At 68.5% G+C, this 16,255-nt stretch carries 16 protein-coding genes; 8 read left to right on the forward strand and 8 right to left on the reverse strand.

Translation table 11 applies throughout. The annotated features are described in order from the left end of the window. Positions 1-98 precede the first annotated feature (98 nt). The 4 genes from AC3A6P_RS18735 (at position 99) to AC3A6P_RS18750 (ending at position 2,946) form a co-directional block, all read left to right on the forward strand. The gene (locus AC3A6P_RS18735) at positions 99-275 is read left to right on the forward strand and encodes a hypothetical protein (RefSeq protein WP_487693167.1); all 177 of its coding nucleotides are present in this window, start codon (positions 99-101) and stop codon (positions 273-275) included. 19 nt (positions 276-294) lie between these two features. After that, positions 295-570: a hypothetical protein gene (locus tag AC3A6P_RS18740; protein ID WP_487693168.1), complete on the forward strand. Its 276-nt coding sequence runs from the start codon at positions 295-297 to the stop codon at positions 568-570. Between the two features lie 376 nt (positions 571-946). Further along, positions 947-2,161, forward strand: coding sequence for an acyl-CoA dehydrogenase family protein (locus AC3A6P_RS18745; protein WP_487693259.1), 1,215 nt, complete (start codon positions 947-949; stop codon positions 2,159-2,161). After that, complete coding sequence (locus tag AC3A6P_RS18750) at positions 2,158-2,946, forward strand: tyrosine-protein phosphatase (RefSeq protein ID WP_487693169.1); 789 nt, start codon at positions 2,158-2,160, stop codon at positions 2,944-2,946. Before AC3A6P_RS18745 ends, AC3A6P_RS18750 begins: the two co-directional genes overlap by 4 nt. A gap of 50 nt (positions 2,947-2,996) precedes the next feature. Here the strand turns inward: AC3A6P_RS18750 and AC3A6P_RS18755 are convergent, their stop codons facing one another. The 6 genes from AC3A6P_RS18755 to AC3A6P_RS18780 all read right to left on the reverse strand — a co-directional run bounded on the left by AC3A6P_RS18755 (position 2,997) and on the right by AC3A6P_RS18780 (position 8,519). Next, positions 2,997-3,479 carry a DUF456 domain-containing protein gene (locus AC3A6P_RS18755; protein ID WP_487693170.1) on the reverse strand — a complete coding sequence of 161 codons (483 nt, stop codon included), beginning with the start codon at positions 3,477-3,479 and terminating at the stop codon, positions 2,997-2,999. Positions 3,480-3,505: 26 nt separating this feature from the next. Further along, positions 3,506-4,471 (reverse strand): NADPH:quinone oxidoreductase family protein, encoded by a 966-nt coding sequence (locus tag AC3A6P_RS18760; RefSeq protein ID WP_487693171.1) that lies wholly within the window; start codon positions 4,469-4,471, stop codon positions 3,506-3,508. Further along, positions 4,472-5,335, reverse strand: a complete 864-nt coding sequence (locus AC3A6P_RS18765; RefSeq protein ID WP_487693172.1) for an SDR family oxidoreductase — start codon at positions 5,333-5,335, stop codon at positions 4,472-4,474. A gap of 24 nt (positions 5,336-5,359) precedes the next feature. After that, the gene (locus AC3A6P_RS18770; protein ID WP_487693174.1) at positions 5,360-6,763 is read right to left on the reverse strand and encodes an aldehyde dehydrogenase family protein; all 1,404 of its coding nucleotides are present in this window, start codon (positions 6,761-6,763) and stop codon (positions 5,360-5,362) included. 88 nt (positions 6,764-6,851) lie between these two features. Continuing rightward, complete coding sequence (locus AC3A6P_RS18775) at positions 6,852-7,787, reverse strand: class I SAM-dependent methyltransferase (protein WP_487693175.1); 936 nt, start codon at positions 7,785-7,787, stop codon at positions 6,852-6,854. Between the two features lie 96 nt (positions 7,788-7,883). Continuing rightward, complete coding sequence (locus AC3A6P_RS18780) at positions 7,884-8,519, reverse strand: TetR/AcrR family transcriptional regulator (protein ID WP_487693176.1); 636 nt, start codon at positions 8,517-8,519, stop codon at positions 7,884-7,886. Between the two features lie 376 nt (positions 8,520-8,895). Between AC3A6P_RS18780 and AC3A6P_RS18785 the strand changes: the two genes are divergently transcribed. Beyond that, complete coding sequence (locus tag AC3A6P_RS18785; RefSeq protein ID WP_487693177.1) at positions 8,896-9,477, forward strand: TetR/AcrR family transcriptional regulator; 582 nt, start codon at positions 8,896-8,898, stop codon at positions 9,475-9,477. 17 nt (positions 9,478-9,494) lie between these two features. Then, positions 9,495-11,660, forward strand: a complete 2,166-nt coding sequence (locus tag AC3A6P_RS18790; RefSeq protein WP_487693178.1) for an FUSC family protein — start codon at positions 9,495-9,497, stop codon at positions 11,658-11,660. Here AC3A6P_RS18790 and AC3A6P_RS18795 read toward each other — a convergent pair. Then, positions 11,623-12,612 carry a pirin family protein gene (locus AC3A6P_RS18795; RefSeq protein WP_487693179.1) on the reverse strand — a complete coding sequence of 330 codons (990 nt, stop codon included), beginning with the start codon at positions 12,610-12,612 and terminating at the stop codon, positions 11,623-11,625. The genes AC3A6P_RS18790 and AC3A6P_RS18795 overlap by 38 nt on opposite strands. A 70-nt stretch (positions 12,613-12,682) precedes the next feature. Continuing rightward, on the reverse strand, positions 12,683-14,392 hold the full coding sequence (gene ptsP, locus AC3A6P_RS18800; RefSeq protein ID WP_487693180.1) for a phosphoenolpyruvate--protein phosphotransferase: 1,710 nt from the start codon (positions 14,390-14,392) through the stop codon (positions 12,683-12,685). Positions 14,393-14,511: 119 nt separating this feature from the next. Between ptsP and AC3A6P_RS18805 the strand changes: the two genes are divergently transcribed. Next, positions 14,512-15,279 (forward strand): DeoR/GlpR family DNA-binding transcription regulator, encoded by a 768-nt coding sequence (locus AC3A6P_RS18805; RefSeq protein WP_487693181.1) that lies wholly within the window; start codon positions 14,512-14,514, stop codon positions 15,277-15,279. Further along, complete coding sequence (locus tag AC3A6P_RS18810; protein ID WP_487693182.1) at positions 15,276-16,247, forward strand: 1-phosphofructokinase family hexose kinase; 972 nt, start codon at positions 15,276-15,278, stop codon at positions 16,245-16,247. Before AC3A6P_RS18805 ends, AC3A6P_RS18810 begins: the two co-directional genes overlap by 4 nt. Positions 16,248-16,255 lie beyond the last annotated feature (8 nt).

The following is a 16,255-nucleotide window of genomic DNA, read 5'->3' on the forward strand; positions in this document are numbered from 1 at the left end:
TCAACCTGCTCATCCGCCGGCAGGTGGACAGACATCGGGTCGCGGCCGCGGGAGAGTAATCACATCGGCAGCACGCCCCCGAGGACAGGAGAACGGACATGAAGCTCTTCACCAATCAGAAGGTCGCCCGCTACGTCGCCGCCCCGATGATCGGGCTGAGCATCCTCGGCGGGACCACCCTGGCCGTCGCGGACGCCACCACCTCGGCGACCGGCGACCCGGGGACAAGCCAAATCGTCTCCAGCGCAGACGGATTCAGCGGCTACGCCGCCTGAGAACCAGGAGATTCAGGACATGTTCCGCACGATTTCCCGCCGGATCACAAGCGCCCTGGCCATGCCAGTGCTGGCCGCAGGTTTGATCGGCGGGGGTGCGGTCGCCCTCAGCGGCGCGGCCTGGGCTGCCAACACGGAGCCCGCCGCGCCCGCTGTGGTGGCGGTGGCCACCGCACAGCCTCCCACCGGACACCGTTCACTCGGTCCGGCACCGGCGGCGACGACGCCGGTGGAACCCGCTCGGTACACGGACAGGTTCAACGGCGAACCCGTCCAGTACCTCACCAGCCTCTGACGAGGCGTCCTCCACAACCCCACCCACGACGCGAAGGAGGTGCCGTCACGTAGCAGACATCGCTCCTATTCCGTATTTTCCGCAGCACCCCGGCGCACCCCCTCGCGCCGGGGTGCTGGGGTTTTTCAAGCACCGCGAAGCATGCCCGCCGATTTATCGAATCAAGTTGCGTAAATTTCCTGCTACATCCAATCCGGTTGTCCCACCTGGGGCCCGACGCGGTGTTGCGCGGCGCCGTGCGCGCCGCGCTCGGCCGATTCGACTGGGCCACCCGGACCGCACTGTCCGTCGAGCTCGCGCATCGCTTCCGGGTCTGAACACCGCGCCGGGCACCTGTCTCGACGCGTGTCATATCGTGACGGTCATGGACTTCGCGATGTCGGCAAAAGCGCAGGACTACCACCAACGGCTCACCGCGTTCATGACCGAACACGTGATCCCCGCCGAGGCGGCCTACGACGCCTACCGGCACGAGAAAGGCCCCGGTGATTTCACCGTGCCGCCGGTGGTCGAGGAGTTGAAGAGCAAGGCGCGCGAGCAGGGACTGTGGAATCTGTTCCTGCCCGCGGTGTCGGGGCTGACCAACCTGGAGTACGCGCCGCTGGCCGAACTGTCCGGCTGGAGCATGGAGATCGGGCCCGAGGCGCTGAACTGCGCGGCACCCGATACCGGCAACATGGAGACCCTGCACCTGTTCGCCACCCCGGAACAGAGCAAGCAGTGGCTGGAACCGCTGCTGGCCGGTGAGATCCGCAGTGCGTTCTCCATGACCGAGCCCGCGGTGGCCTCCAGCGACGCCCGCAACATCCAGACCCAGATCGTGCGCGACGGTGACGACTACATCATCAACGGCCGCAAGTGGTGGACCTCCGGCGCCAACGATCCGCGCTGCAAGATCCTGATCGTGATGGGCCGCACCAACCCCGACGCGGCCAGCCACCAGCAGCAGTCGATGATCCTGGTGCCCGTCGACACCCCGGGTGTGCAGATCCTGCGCTCCACCAGCGTCTTCGGCTGGCAGGACCAGCACGGCCACGCCGAGATCGTCTACGACAACGTGCGGGTGCCCGCGTCGAACCTGTTGGGCGAGGAGGGATCCGGTTTCGCCATCGCGCAGGCTCGGCTGGGACCGGGCCGCATCCACCACTGCATGCGTGCCATCGGTGTGGCCGAGCGGGCGCTGGCGTTGATGGTGGACCGCGCCAACACCCGCATTGCGTTCGGCAAACCACTGGCCGAGCAGGGCATGGTGCAGCAGCAGATCGCCTTGTCGCGCAACGAGATCGACCAGGCCCGGCTGTTGTGTCAGAAGGCCGCGTGGACCATCGACCAGCACGGCAACAAAGAGGCCCGCAATCTGGTGGCCCAGATCAAGGCCGTCGCCCCGCAGATGGCCTGCAATGTGATCGACCGCGCCATCCAGGTGCACGGCGGCGCCGGCATCAGCGATGACACCGTGTTGGCCCGGATGTACGGCTGGCACCGCGCGATGCGCATCTTCGACGGCCCCGACGAGGTGCACATCCGGTCCATCGCCCGCGCCGAGATCGGCCGGGAGAAGAGCGCACTGGCCGCGGCGGTGACGCCGTGACACTGGGCGGCGCCTGGAACTTCCGCGACGTCACCGAGTCCACCGGGATCCGGCCAGGCCTGTTGTTCCGCTCCGGCGAGCTCAGCAACCTCGACGACTCAGGACGAAATCAGTTGCAGGCGTTGGGTATCGGCGACGTGGCCGATCTGCGGTCGGCGATCGAGGTGGACAAGCACGGCCCCGGTCTGGTGCCCAACGGAGTGCAGATCCACTTGCTGCCGTTCATCGACACCGTGGTCACCGACGGTGAGGCCCCGCACGAGCATGCCTTCCAGCGGTTGATGACCGAGAAGCCGTCCGACGAGTCCACCTCGTCCGCCGCGCGGCGATACATGGCCGAGGAGTACCGCGGTTTCGCGAAGTCACCGGGCGCGCGACGGGCCGTGCACCGGGTGATCACCCTGCTCGGCGAGCAGCGACCGGTGCTGGCGCACTGCTTCGCGGGCAAGGACCGCACCGGCTTCACCGTCGGCGTGGTGCTGCGGGCCGCCGGCGTCGATGCTGACGCGGTGATGGCCGACTACCTGGCCAGCAATGCCGCCTCCCCCCAGCTGCGCGAGCAGATCCTGGCGCGGGTGCGTGCCCGGTTCGACGGCGAGATCCCCGAGGAGATGGCCGAGCTGACCGAGACCCGGCTCTCCGATGATGTGCTGGGCGTGCGCGAGGAGTATCTGGACGCCGCTCTGCGCGTGCTGGACGACGAGCACGGTTCACTCGACGGGTACCTGGCCGCCGCGGGTGTCACGGCCACGGACCTCGACAAGCTGCGGGCGGCGCTGCGGTAGAGGGATTTGGGCGCGTTCGTAACCGCTGAGCGGTTACGAACGCGCCGAAATCACCAGAAGGCGACGGCACAGACCCAGACGACGGTCGAGGCAAGCGCGCCGACGAGTTCGACGCCGACCGACAGGGCCACCCCTTTGAGGGCGTGCACGGTCGACACCCAGGCGCGTGTCGAGTCCCGCCGGACACCGAGTTCGGCCAGGAACACCCCCAGCACGAAGCCCAGCACCAGCCCCAGCACCGGCACCACGAAGAACCCGATGACGCCCAGCACCGCGCCGGCCACCAGACTCTTCGTGCGTACATCGGCGCGGCGCATGCGTTTGACGGGCCAGGTGTACTTGATCACCTCGGCTGCGATGAACAGCGCCGCGACGATACCGAGGGTCACCCAGGCCACCGTGGTGCCCTCGACCCACGCCCACACCGCGATCGCGGCGAACACCAACAGCCCACCGGGGAGGATCGGCACGACGATGCCGGCCAGGCCGACGGCGATCGCCAGCGCGACGAGAACGACGCCTAGAGTGTCCATTCGCGATCCGTTCCCACGCTCGTAACCTACGGCTCGAGCACGAGCTTGCCCAACACCCCGCCCTCAGCGAGCGACTGCAGCGCGGCCGCGCCGTCGGCCAGCGGGAACCGCTGTGGCGGTGGCGGCCGCAGCCCGCCCGCCACCAGCTGAGCGATACCGGCGCCGATCTTGGCCTGCGCCCCGGGTGTCCGGTTGACGAACTCCCCGTAGCCGACGCCGAGCACCCCGACGTTGCGCAGCAGCAGGCGGTTCACCTTGACGGTCGGGATACCGCCGGCAGCAAAACCGATGACCAGCAGTCGTCCTTCGGTGGCGATCACCCGGATGGCGTCGTCGAAGGTCTGCCCACCCACCGGGTCGACCACCAGATCGGCCCCGCGCCCGTCGGTGGCATCACGCACCGCCTGCGGCCAGCCCTCGGTCAGGGGTAGCACCACGTCGGCGCCCAGACCCTTCACGAAATCCATGGCGTGCGGGCGATGCACCATTGCGATGACCCGGGCGCCGAGCGCTTTGGCGATCTGCACCGCCGCGGTGCCCACCCCGCCCGCCGAGCCGAGCACCAGCACCGTCTCACCCAGCTGCAACGCGCCACGGCGGGTCAGCGCGAAATACATCGTGTAGTAGTTGCCCAGAAGCGCGGCGGCCTGGGCGTCGTCGATACCGTCGGCGGTGGGCACCACACTGTCCGGGGACACCGCCACCTGCTCGGCGTAACCGCCCATCATGGTGAAGGCCGAAACCCGCTGCCCCACCGACAATCCCGAGGAGTCCGGGGCCGAGCGCACCACACCGGCCACTTCCATACCCGGGATGAACGGCGGAGGCAGCTTCAGCTGGTACTCCCCGCGGGTGAGCAGCAGATCCGGGAAGCAAACCCCGGCCGCGCGGACGTCGATCACCACATCGCCAGGGCCGCCGGTCACGTCGGGCACATCCGTGAAGGACACACCCGACGGGCCGGAAAGCTCCTGGACTACAACAGCTTTCATCTAGCGGAGGTTGAAAGCCGCTGCCTTGGCGGCAGACAGATCGGTGATCTCCGACCACTTCTCGGCGATGTCATCCACCGACGGCGGCGTCGAGAAGGTGATGCCGTCGTTCTGGAACAACGCGGTGCGCTGCACCTTGCCGCCACCGACGATGAAGATCGAGTCGGTGTCGGCCAGTTCCTCGGTGCACAGGTAGGCCACCACAGGGGCGACGAACTCCGGGGTCAGGTTCTTGAGCACCTCGGGCGGCAGGATGTCCTCGGTCATCCGGGTGGCGGCGATGGGGGCGATGGCGTTGGTCTTGATGTTGTACTTCGCGCCCTCCTGGGCCAGCGTGTTGATCAACCCGACCAGACCCAGTTTCGCGGCGCCGTAGTTGGCCTGCCCGAAGTTGCCGAACAGACCGCTGGTGGACGTCGCGACGACCACGCGGCCGAAGCTCTGTTCGCGGAAGTGCGGCCATGCCGCCCGGATCACGTTGTAGCCGCCGTACAGATGGACCTTGAGCACGGAGTCCCAGTTCTCGAAGGTCATCTTGTGGAAAGTGCCGTCACGCAGGATGCCTGCGTTGCTGACCACGCCGTCGATCTTGCCGAACTCGTCGAGGGCGGTCTTGATGATGTTCTCTGCGCCTTCGGGTTCGGCCACGGAGTCGTAGTTGGCGACGGCGCGACCGCCGGCCTCTTTGATCTCGTTGACCACCTGGTCGGCCATCGCGGAACCGGAGCCGGTGCCGTCACGCGAGCCGCCGAGGTCGTTGACCACCACCGAGGCACCCTCACGGGCCAGCGTCAGCGCGTACTCACGTCCGAGCCCACCACCGGCACCGGTGACGACGACGACACGATCTGCAACTCCGGGCATGTGCTTCCTTTCTCCGACTGACACTCAGAAGATCTTGCGCGCCAACTTCCACGCCTTCTCTGTATACGGGGGGTAGATCACTGCGGATAAGTCGGGTCGGGTGGGTTTGGTCAGCACCGACTTGCGGTGGCTGAACTCCTCGAAGCCGAACTTGCCGTGGTAGGCGCCCATCCCGGACGGTCCCACCCCGCCGAAGGGCAGCTTGCTGGTGGTGAACTGGAACAGCAGCTGGTTGACCAGCATGCCGCCGGCCGGCACCTCCTTGATCACCTTCTCGCGGATGGCCTTGGACTTGGTGAACAGGTAGACGGCCAGCGGTTTGGGCCGGGCGTTGACGAAAGCGATTGCCTCGTCTTCGGATTCGACGGTCACCACCGGCAGGATGGGACCGAAGATCTCGTCACGCATCAACGGCTCGTCCAGGTCGGGATCGACGACGACGGTGGGCTGGATGCGCAGCTGGGTGGCGTCGGTGGCGCCACCCACGGCGACGGTGCCCTTGGTGGCCGCCAGCGAGGTGGACAGCCGGTCGAAGTGGCGCTGGTTGACGATCCTCTTGCCGCTGGGGTTGTTCGCCTCGAACTCAGCCACCGCCTCGCCGATCTTGCTGACCAACCGGTCCCGGATGGTGGCATCAGCCAGCACATAGTCGGGCGCGATGCAGATCTGGCCGGAGTTGATCAGCTTGGTCCAGGCGATGCGCTTGGCCGCCACGTCGATATCGGCGTCGCGGGACACGATCACCGGGCTCTTGCCGCCGAGTTCCAGTGTCACCGGCGTCAGGTGGGGCGCCGCGCCCTCGTACACCCGGCGGCCGATGTCGGTTCCCCCGGTGAAGCAGAGCTTGTCGAAGCCCTGGGCGATGAGTTCCTGGCTGACGGCGCCGTCCCCCTCGACGACCACCACCGCTTCGCGATCCAGGTACCGGGGCACCAGTTCCGCCATCAGGGCCGACGACGCCGGCGCCACCTCCGACGGTTTGAGCACGACGGTGTTGCCCGCGGCGAGGGCGCCCACGGCCGGGCCGAGGGTCAAGGCGAACGGGAAGTTCCAGGCGCCGATGATCAGCACGGTGCCGTAGGGCTCGTACTCCACCCAGCCGCGGCCGGGCAGCTGCGAGAACTCCAGCAGCCGGTGTCTGCGTTTGGTCCACTTGCCGACGTTGCGGGCTGCGTCGCGGGCCTCGCTGGCGGTGCTGGCGACGTCGGCGAGCCAGGACTCGAAGGGGCTGCGGTCGAGGTCTTGGGCCAGCGCCTCGGCGATCCGGCCCTCGTTCTCGGTGACCAGCTTCTCCAGCGCTTTGAGCTGGGTGCGGCGCCATTCGATCGAGCGGGTTCGGCCCGAGGCGTAGACCTGGCGAAGGCCCGCGACGATCGCGGGTATGTCGGCGGGTGCGGAGGTGGCGGGCGCTACGGAATCGGTGGTCATCGCAGTCCTTCCTGACCGGCGGAAGCCTCATGGTAACCAACCACCCGGTTGGGCGACAGGGGGTCGCGCCGGACTGCGGCCGCGCCCGTCAGCCGCGTTCGGCCACCACGAACCGCGAGAACGAGTCGTCGCCGTCCTGCAACGGGACCTCGACCCAGCGCCCGAGCCGTTTCATCTCGTCCCGGGACTCGACGAACGTGGCACGCCAGCCGTGCGCGTTGAGCCAGTCGGCGAGATCTGCCCGGTCGGGTTCGTCGTAGGTGAGGTCCTGGATATCCGGCATCTGCGTCATCCCGAGCTTCTCGGCCACCCCGGAGAAGCGTTCGCGCATCTCCTCACGACGGTCGCTGGCCTGCGTGCGCATGGTCTCGGCCGCGATACGGCTCCCCGGTGCGCTGAGCTCCCCGATGTTCTCGAACAGCCGGTCCTGCGCCTCGGCCGGCAGGTACATCAGGAGCCCTTCGGCCAGCCAGGCCGTGGGCGCAGCGGGATCGAATCCCGCTGATTTCAGCGCCGCCGGCCAGTCGAAACGCAGATCGACGGGCACCTCGTGGCGGCCGGCGGTGGGCGTGACGCCGTGCTGGGCCAGCGTGTCGGCCTTGTACTGGAGCACCAACGGCTGGTCGATCTCGAAGACCTCGGTGCCCGCGGGCCACTCCAGCCGGTAGGCGCGGGAGTCCAGACCCGAAGCCAGGATGACGATCTGCCGGATCCCGGCGGCGGCCGCGTCGGCGTAGTAGGCGTCGAAGAAATGGGTGCGCACGGCCTGGTAGTTGCGCATGTGCGTGAAGATGACCGCCATGTCGGCGTCGATGTCGGCGAGCTTGGCGGTCAGTCCGCTGTCGAGGACGCTGTCCCAGACACCGGTGCCCGCGCCGTCGACCAGGATCCGCGCGTAGGGGTCACGGATCAGCGGGTCAGGCTGGTCGGTCTCGAAGGCCCGGGCGGCCGCCACCATGACGGCGGTGCTGCCCACACTGGTGGCGATGTCCCAGGTGTCATCGTGACTGCGCAGTGCACTCATCAGGAGGGTTCCTCGATCACGGGCCGGCGGGTTGCCGGCGTTCGGTGGCCATCGTAGCCAGATACTTAGGCCACCTAGCTGCCGAGCCCGTAGAGGTCAGACCTGGAACTCCCAGAGCTTCTGTTGCAGAAGGAGTTTCAGCTGATCGGTGATGCGGTCCAGACCGTCGTCGCCGCCGACGAAACCGGCGTAGAAGCCCATCCCCCACAGCACGGCGACCAGCATCTCCACCAGCGCCTGCACATCGGTGTCGGTGCGCAGTTCACCGGAGCTGATGGACTCGTTGACCGCCCACCTGACGAACTGCCGCGAGGTCTCCAGCGAATCGTTCGTCGCCTGGTTGAGCTCGGGATGGCGCTGCGATTCCAGCACCGCGGTGACCAGGAACGCCGCTGCCGACCGGTCTTTCTCGTCGGCCTGCACCGCCGCCGAGATGAAGGCCACCAGACGGTCCACCAACGAGGTCGCCGCCTGCGCGCGATCGGCGCCCGCGGTCACCACCAGACTGTTGGTCTGCTCGACGAGTTCTTGGTACAGCAGCCGCTTGCTCGCGAAGTAGTGGTTGATGGCAGGGCGGGTGAGATCGGCGCGGATCGCAATGGCCTGAAAGGTAGCTGCGTCATATCCGAGTTCACTGAACACCTGACGGGCTGCATGCAAAATTCGCTCCCGGGTTTCAGCAGCCTTCGCTGCCGGAGGACGACCGGGGCCCCTACTTGCGGTATGCGGCACGGTCAAATTGTGCCATAGGTCACTGGCTGACCTTTTCCCATATTCGCGACACGGAGTTGCGCGCCGATCTCGATCATCAAACTACGACCCCCTGAGATTCGTGAGCAGGCCCCGAATAAACGATTGTCGCACCGGCTCGAGACCGCCGCCATCACCACCGCCACCCCCGCGGTCGTGTCATCAAAACGTCACACTATCTGGCCCGATGCGGAAGTGCCGCCGAAAAGGCGCAACGTCGCGATCCCGCCGCCGCGACCGCTCGTCGCGACGAAAATCGCATACAAATGCCGAGGTGGACTACTGAATTTGCCAAATAATTCGCGCGTTGTGCGCTGGGGTATAAAACAGCCCGGCACCCTGTTTTAGGGTGGGGATTATGGCGACGGTTGTGACCAGAGAGGCCTACTTCAAGACGGGTATTGGAGTGCTGGCAGACCTGGGTTATGGGGGGCTCAAACTCGCCGAGGTGTGTAATCGGCTCGGAGTCACGACGGGCTCGTTCTATCACTACTTCAACAACTGGGCCGAGTACACCCATGAGTTGGTGGAGCACTGGCTGACCAGCTTCACCCGCGAGCGGGTCACCGCATTGACCGCCGAAACCGACCCGCACCGGCGCCTCGACCTGATGATCGAGATGGGCCTCGGACTGCCCTTCGATGCGTACGCCGCGGTTCGCGCCTGGAGTTCGGTGGATCCGCGCGTCCGCGCGGTCATCACCACACTCGATCAGATCCGCTACGACATGGTGCACTCGTCGGCGGTCGAGATCCTGGGCGACGAACGCCAGGCTGATGTGTTCGCCAAATGGGCGATCTATCTCCTGGTCGGTTACGAACAGTGCGCCCTGCCCCGCGATCTGGACGCGTTCACCTGGGTCGCCAAACAGCAGTTCCGCAGCGCTCTGGACAACGGCACCCTGGGGTCCGTGCCGGCCCCACGGCCCGACCGGACCTAGCCTCTACGGTTGAACCCATGAAGACCCCCGGCATGCTGCTGCGCCGGGCGCTGGACCGGGTCGAGAACCGCGATCCCGAGCTGGACGCTTTCCGGCGTGCGGCGCGCGCGGCGATGGTCATCCCGATCTCGGCCGGTATCGGCTTCGCGGTCGGCAACGGCCAGACACCGCTGTTCGCGATCTTCGGATCAATCGCACTGCTCATCGTGGTCGACTTCCCCGGGAACCGGGCGGGACGGGCGGTCTCCTACGCCGGACTGGCGGGCATCGGCGGGGTCCTGATCACGCTGGGCACGCTGGTGGCCCCGCATCCCTGGCTGGCGGTGGCGGCGATGTTCATCCTCGGTGTGGCGGTCACCTTCGCCGGCGTGCTCAGCACGTCGATCGCCGCGGGTCAGCGCGCAACCCTGCTGACGTTCGTGCTGCCCGCCTGCACGCCCGCCGGTCCCGTCGGGGAGCGGCTGCTCGGCTGGCTGATCGCGCTGGCGGTGTGTGTCCCGGCCGCCCTGTTCCTGCTGCCGCCCCGCCATCACGACGACCTGCGCCGCCACGCCGCCCGGGTGTGCGGGGCGCTGGCACACCACCTCGAAGGGCACGACGACCGCAGGGCCGTGAACCGGGCGATGAACGCGTTGTGGGCCAACTACGTCGGCAGCGATTTCCGGCCGGTCGGCCTGACCGCCGGCAGCAGGGCCCTGGTCCGGGTGATCGACGACCTGGAATGGCTCTGCGACCGGGTTCAGGAGGAGACGGCCGACAACCTCGGTGTGATGACCGAGCCCGCGGTGCGGGTGCTGCGCGCTTCGGCACGGCTGCTGCGGATCGCGCGGGTGGCCGACCGGGCGCCGGCGCGGGCCGAACTCGACGACGCGCTGGCCGACCTGCGCGAGGTGGCCCAGGGCCGCTACCGCGAGGACATCGCCGAGATGCTGGACGGCGGCAGCGACTCCGAAGCCGTCGAGATCGGCCGGCGCCTGCTCACCCGCCGGACGTTCGGGGCGACGGTGGGCGCCACCGGCCGGGTGATCGCCACCGCGGCGGCCGCCGATGCGCGCCCGGTCCTGATGCGGGTGCTGGGCCGCCGGCTGCCCGAGATGGGCGCCTCGGTACGTGTGCTCTCGGAGGCCGAAGCCGTCGCCAACATCCCCTCCGGCTACCTCGCCACCCGCGCCGTCGTCGTCCGTAACAGCCTGCGCACGGGTCTGGGTCTGGCCCTGGCCGTCGCCACCACGCATGTGTTTCCCGTGGAGCACGGCTTCTGGGTGGTGCTGGCCGCGATGTCGGTGCTGCGCAGCAGCGCACTGACCACCGGCACCCGGGTGTTCCGCGCCGTGATGGGGACGGTGCTCGGGTTCGTCATCGGCGCCGTGCTCATCGAGCTGATCGGTGTCGAGCCCGCCGTCCTGTGGCCGGTGCTGCCCGTCGTCGCCTTCGTCGCCGCCTACGTTCCGGAAGTCGCCTCCTTCGCCGCCGGGCAGGCAGCGTTCACCATGCTGGTGCTGATCGTGTTCAACCTGATCGCACCCAGCGGCTGGGCGGTGGGCCTGGTCCGGATCGAGGACATCGTGGTGGGCGGCGTGGTGGGGTTCGTGGTGTCGATCCTGTTGTGGCCCCGCGGTTCCGGAACCGCCGTCACCAACGCGACCACCGCGGCGTTCGCGGTCGGCACCCGGTATCTGCAGGCCGCCGTCTCGCGCATCACCCAGGGCGGCGGTCGGCCCGCCGACCGAGACCGGGTGACGGAGCTGAGCTACCAGGCGCTCACGGCGTCACGCACCGTCGATGACGGTGTGCGCCAATATCTTTCCGAGAGTGGCGGCCCCACCGACACCCGTGGGCCGGTGGTGCGCCGCGCGAATCGCGCGATCCGGCTGCGCATCGCGGCAGACCTGATCGCCGATATCGCCACGGTCCCGGACCCGGGCGCGTATCCACGCGCCCGGGCGGTGCTCGACCGGCACACGGCCCTGGTGTGCGACCGGATGTCGGGCCGTACCGACAAGCCGATCGGCGACGAGCCCCTCACCGCGGATTTCGTCCTGGCGTTGCGCACCGAGGCCCCCGCGGAGGACCACCCCATCGCCAACGCGCTTCCCCTGGTGACGGTGGCCGCCAACCTCGGTGAGCTGGAACTGCTGTATCCGGTCAAACCCGATGCGGCATCAACGCATTCGGCGGTATGACGCCGAAGCGTCCGGCGTTGAAGTCCTCCACCGCCTGGATGAGTTCTGACTTGGAGTTCATCACGAAGGGCCCGTACTGGAAGACGGGTTCGCGGATGGGTTTACCACCGAGCAGCAGCACCTCGAGTGCGGGCCGGTTGGAGTCCTGCCCGGCATCGGCGCTCACCGAGATCCGGTCACCGGGACCGAGCACGGCCAACTGGCCCTGCTGGATCGGGTTCTTCACCGGCCCCACCGTGCCTCGTCCGCTCAGCACGTAGACCAAGGCGTTGAACTCGCGGTTCCACGGCAGGTTCAGCTCGGCGCCCGGCTCGATTGTCGCGTGCGCCAACGTGATCGGGGTGTGGGTCGCACCAGGGCCGTGCTCCACCCCGTCTTCGGTCCTGATGTCGCCGGCGATGATGCGCACCAGCGCTCCGCCGTCAGCCGAGGACAGCAGGGCCGCCTGCTGCCCCTCGATGGACTGATACCTCGGCGCGGCGAACTTGTCCTTCTTGGGCAGGTTCACCCACAGCTGGATGCCGTGGAAGACGCCGCCGCTCTCGACCAGTTCGGCGGGCGGGGTCTCGATGTGCAGGATCCCCGAGCCTGCGGTCATCCACTGCGTGGCGCCATCGGCGATCAGCCCGCCGCCGCCGTGGGAGTCCTGGTGGGCGAAGCGCCCGTCGATCATGTAGGTGACGGTCTCGAACCCGCGGTGCGGGTGCCAGTCGGTGCCGCGGGGCTCACCGGGCTGGTATTCGATCTCGCCCATCTGATCCATGTGGACGAACGGATCGAGATCGGCGGCGCGCACACCGGCGAACGCGCGGACGACGGGGAAGCCCTCCCCTTCGTAGCCGCGGGGGCCGGTGGTGACCGACCGCACAGGGCGTTCGGTCTCCTCCGGCGACGGCGCGGACACGCGCGGCAAGGCCAACATGGTGGGCGTATCTACGGTGATGGCGGGCATATTCAAGCACCTCACTTGGGGTTGACAGCGATGCCCACTATAACCGGACTGGGGTCCGATTATTCCCCGGTCAGCCCAGCACGCGTGCCGCGGCGGCGCGCGCTTCAGCGGCGCTGGACGTGCGCAGGACAGCCTCCGCGGCATCCCGGCACTGCTGCAGCGTGACCGTCGACAGCTTGGCGCCCACCGCGCGCACGGCGGCCGCGGCCGCCGACAACGAGCTGACACCGAGCCCGGCCAGCACACACGCCAGCAGCGGGTCCGCCGCCGCCTCACCACACACCCCCACCGGCTTGTCGGCTTCGACCCCGGCCTTGGCGGCCAGCGCCACCAAAGCCACCACCGCGGGTTGCCAGGGGTCGGTGAGCGTGGCCAGCTCGGCAGACATCCGGTCGGCCGCCATGGTGTACTGCGCCAGATCGTTGGTGCCGATCGACAGGAAGTCGACGTGGGCCAGGATGCGGTCGGCCAGCAACGCTGCGGCGGGGACCTCGATCATCACCCCCGGCGTCAGCCCGTGGGCACGCACGCGCTCGGCGAAATTTCGGGCTTCCTCGGCCGTGGCGATCATGGGCGCCATCACCCACGGCGAGGTCCCGGTGCGCTGCGCCGCCGCCGCGATGGCGTCGAGCTGACGCTCCAGCAACCCGGGATTGCCCGCCGCGATGCGGATGCCGCGCACACCCAGCGCCGGGTTGGCCTCGTCGGGATGACCCGCGAACTTCAGCGGTTTGTCCGATCCGGCGTCGAGGGTGCGGATCACCACCTTGTGACCGGAGAACGCCTCGAGCACCTCGCCGTAGATCTGCGCCTGTTCGTCCACCGACGGTTCGGAGTCGCGGTTGAGAAAGCACAGCTCGGTGCGGAACAGGCCGATGCCCTCGGCGGGCACCTCCAGGGCGGCCCGGGCGGCGGCTCCGTCCTGGACGTTGGCCAGGACGGCCACCGGATGCCCGTCTGCGGTGGCGCCCGGACCCGCCCAGCCGGCGGTCGCCGCGGCGATGACGCCCGCCCGCTCGACCTCGGCCCGGGCCTCGGCAGGCTCCGGGTCGACGGCGATGAGCCCGCGGGTGCCGTCGAGCAGGACCCGTGTTCCGGCCTGCACGTCATCGAGGCCCCCGACCGCGACGACACACGGGATGCCGAGCTGGCGGGCGATGATGGCGGTGTGGCTGGTGGGCCCGCCCAGTGTGGTGGCCAATCCGACGACCAGGGCGGGGTCCAGTCCCGCGGTGTCCGCCGGAGCCAGATCCTCGGCGCACAGGATGGACGGCACGTCGGGCACCGGGACACCGGGTTCGGCCAGGCCGCTGAGTTCGGCCACCACCCGATCGCGGATGTCACGCAGGTCGGTCACCCGCTCGGCCATCAGACCGCCCATCTGGGAGAACAGATCGGTGAACTGTGCGACGGCGTCGACGGTGGCACGCACCGCCGGGCTGCCCTGACCGATCCGCTTCTCGGCGGCCCCCAGCCACGCGCGGTCCTGCGCCAGCATGGCCGTGGCGGCCAGCACTTCGGACGCCGCGCCGGTGGCGTGCGCCGCCCGGTCCCGCAGGCGTTGCGCCACTGCGTTCGCCGCGGCGACGAAACGGCTGACCTCCGCGGGACGGGCCGCTTCCTCGATCTCGGGCTGCGCGGCCAGCCGTTCCACCGGCACCGCGTGGCCGGGACGGATGACAGGCGCGTACTGGACGCCGGGGACCACCGGCACGCCCCGCAGGACGCTCCCGGCGACCTCACCGGCAGCAGGTGACACAGGTGCAGATGAACGGCTCATGTGAAGTAGATTACAACTTTCCCTTGACAAGTCAACACGTTCAAGCGTAAAACAACACATATCAACATTTAAACCGGCTTGAATCCCACACAAACGGGATTCCACTGATCTGGAGCGCCGTGTACCCCGAAGAGCGTCAACAGGCCATCGCCGCACTGGTGATGTCGCGTGGCCGCGCCTCGGTGACCGAACTGGCCGAGGCCTACGAGGTCACCACCGAAACCGTGCGACGCGACCTCGCCGTGCTGGACCGGGCCGGTGTCGTGCGCCGTGTCCACGGCGGCGCGGTGCCTGCCCGCGCTCTGCATGTCGTCGAATCCGGAGTCGCCGAGCGCGACAGCACCCGGGCCGACCACAAGGATGCGATTGCGCGCGCCGCCATGGAGTTCTTCCCCATCAGCGGCGCCAGCGTGCTGTTCGACGCCGGCACCACCACCGCGCGGGTGGCCGCGATGCTGACCCAGGAGCACGAGCTCACCGTCGTCACCAACTCGGTGCCCATCGCGGCGCGGGTGGCGACGTCACCATCGGTGTCACTACAACTGCTCGGAGGCCGGGTCCGCGGCCTCACCCAGGCCGCCGTGGGCGAGCAGGTGCTGCGGGTGCTCGACACCCTGCGCGTCGACATCGCGTTCATCGGAACCAACGGCATCACCACTTCGCACGGCCTGTCCACTCCCGACACCGAGGAGGCCGCCGTGAAGCGGGCCATGGTGCGATGCGCCAATTACGTTGTGGTCGTCTCGGATTCATCGAAGATCGGTCGCGAGGAATTCGTCAGCTTCGCCGCCCTCAGTGAGGTGGACGCGCTGATCACCGACAACGAGATCGCCGACGATGCACGAGCGGCACTGACCGAACACGGTCTCGAAGTGGTGATCGCGTGATCGTCACCGTCACACCGAATCCCAGTGTCGATCGCACCGTCACACTGCCGACTCCACTGACCCGGGGTGCGGTGCACCGCATCGCCACCGTGTCCACCGAACCCGGCGGCAAAGGCGTCAACGTGGCCCGGGCGCTGACCCTGGCCGGCGTCGACGCGGTGGCCGTACTGCCCGCCGCACACGGCGACCCGTTCATCTCCGCCCTGGCCGGGACCGGCGTGCCCTATGCGACGGTGCCGATCGGGGATGCGGTGCGCACCAACCTGGCGATCACTGAGAATGACGGCACCACAACCAAACTCAACGAGCGGGGCGCCGCGCTGGATCAGGCGTCGCTGGCTGCCCTGACCGATGCGGTGGTCAAGCGCGCCGCGGCCGCCGACTGGGTGGTGCTCTCCGGCTCGCTTCCTCCCGGCGCGCCGCAGAGCTGGTACGCCGATGTGGTGGCAGCCCTGCGGGGACTGCCCTGCCGTGTGGCCGTCGACACCTCCGAGGGGCCCCTGCTGGCGTTGGCCGCCCGCTTCGACGACGCGGCCCCCGACCTGCTCAAACCGAACAGCGACGAGCTGGCCAGCCTTTCCGGGCACTCACCCGCTGAGCTGGAAGCAGCCGTCGCACAGGGTAATCCGGAACCCGTGGTGTCAGCCGCACTGACCCTGCTGGGCCGCGGCGTCGGCAATGTCCTGGCCACCCTGGGCGCTTCCGGAGCGGTGCTGGTCAACAACACCGGCGCCTGGCTGGCCACCCCACCACCGATCATTCCGAGGAGCACCGTCGGCGCCGGTGACTCCTCACTCGCCGGTTACGTACGCGCCGACGTCGCCGGGGCGGAAGCGCCACGACGCCTGCAGATGGCGGTTGCCTACGGTAGCGCCGCCGCCGCGCTGCCCGGCTCGGCACTGCCCGCACCGGCCGACATCGACCTCGACGGGGTCCGCGTCGTGTCGATCTCGCCCCATCTCCTGTGAACCACGAA

The organism is Mycobacterium sp. Soil_C_30, assembly GCF_057656995.1.

Bases quoted from the DNA above. Each gene is read 5' to 3' on its own strand.
- AC3A6P_RS18755 (WP_487693170.1), bottom strand. From the start codon at position 3,479: ATGGACACTCTAGGCGTCGTTCTCGTCGCGCTGGCGATCGCCGTCGGC.
- AC3A6P_RS18790 (WP_487693178.1), top strand. From the start codon at position 9,495: ATGAAGACCCCCGGCATGCTGCTGCGCCGGGCGCTGGACCGGGTCGAG.
- AC3A6P_RS18735 (WP_487693167.1), top strand. From the start codon at position 99: ATGAAGCTCTTCACCAATCAGAAGGTCGCCCGCTACGTCGCCGCCCCG.
- AC3A6P_RS18775 (WP_487693175.1), bottom strand. From the start codon at position 7,787: ATGAGTGCACTGCGCAGTCACGATGACACCTGGGACATCGCCACCAGT.
- AC3A6P_RS18760 (WP_487693171.1), bottom strand. From the start codon at position 4,471: ATGAAAGCTGTTGTAGTCCAGGAGCTTTCCGGCCCGTCGGGTGTGTCC.
- ptsP (WP_487693180.1), bottom strand. From the start codon at position 14,392: ATGAGCCGTTCATCTGCACCTGTGTCACCTGCTGCCGGTGAGGTCGCC.
- AC3A6P_RS18785 (WP_487693177.1), top strand. From the start codon at position 8,896: ATGGCGACGGTTGTGACCAGAGAGGCCTACTTCAAGACGGGTATTGGA.
- AC3A6P_RS18745 (WP_487693259.1), top strand. From the start codon at position 947: ATGTCGGCAAAAGCGCAGGACTACCACCAACGGCTCACCGCGTTCATG.
- AC3A6P_RS18770 (WP_487693174.1), bottom strand. From the start codon at position 6,763: ATGACCACCGATTCCGTAGCGCCCGCCACCTCCGCACCCGCCGACATA.
- AC3A6P_RS18795 (WP_487693179.1), bottom strand. From the start codon at position 12,612: ATGCCCGCCATCACCGTAGATACGCCCACCATGTTGGCCTTGCCGCGC.
- AC3A6P_RS18765 (WP_487693172.1), bottom strand. From the start codon at position 5,335: ATGCCCGGAGTTGCAGATCGTGTCGTCGTCGTCACCGGTGCCGGTGGT.
- AC3A6P_RS18740 (WP_487693168.1), top strand. From the start codon at position 295: ATGTTCCGCACGATTTCCCGCCGGATCACAAGCGCCCTGGCCATGCCA.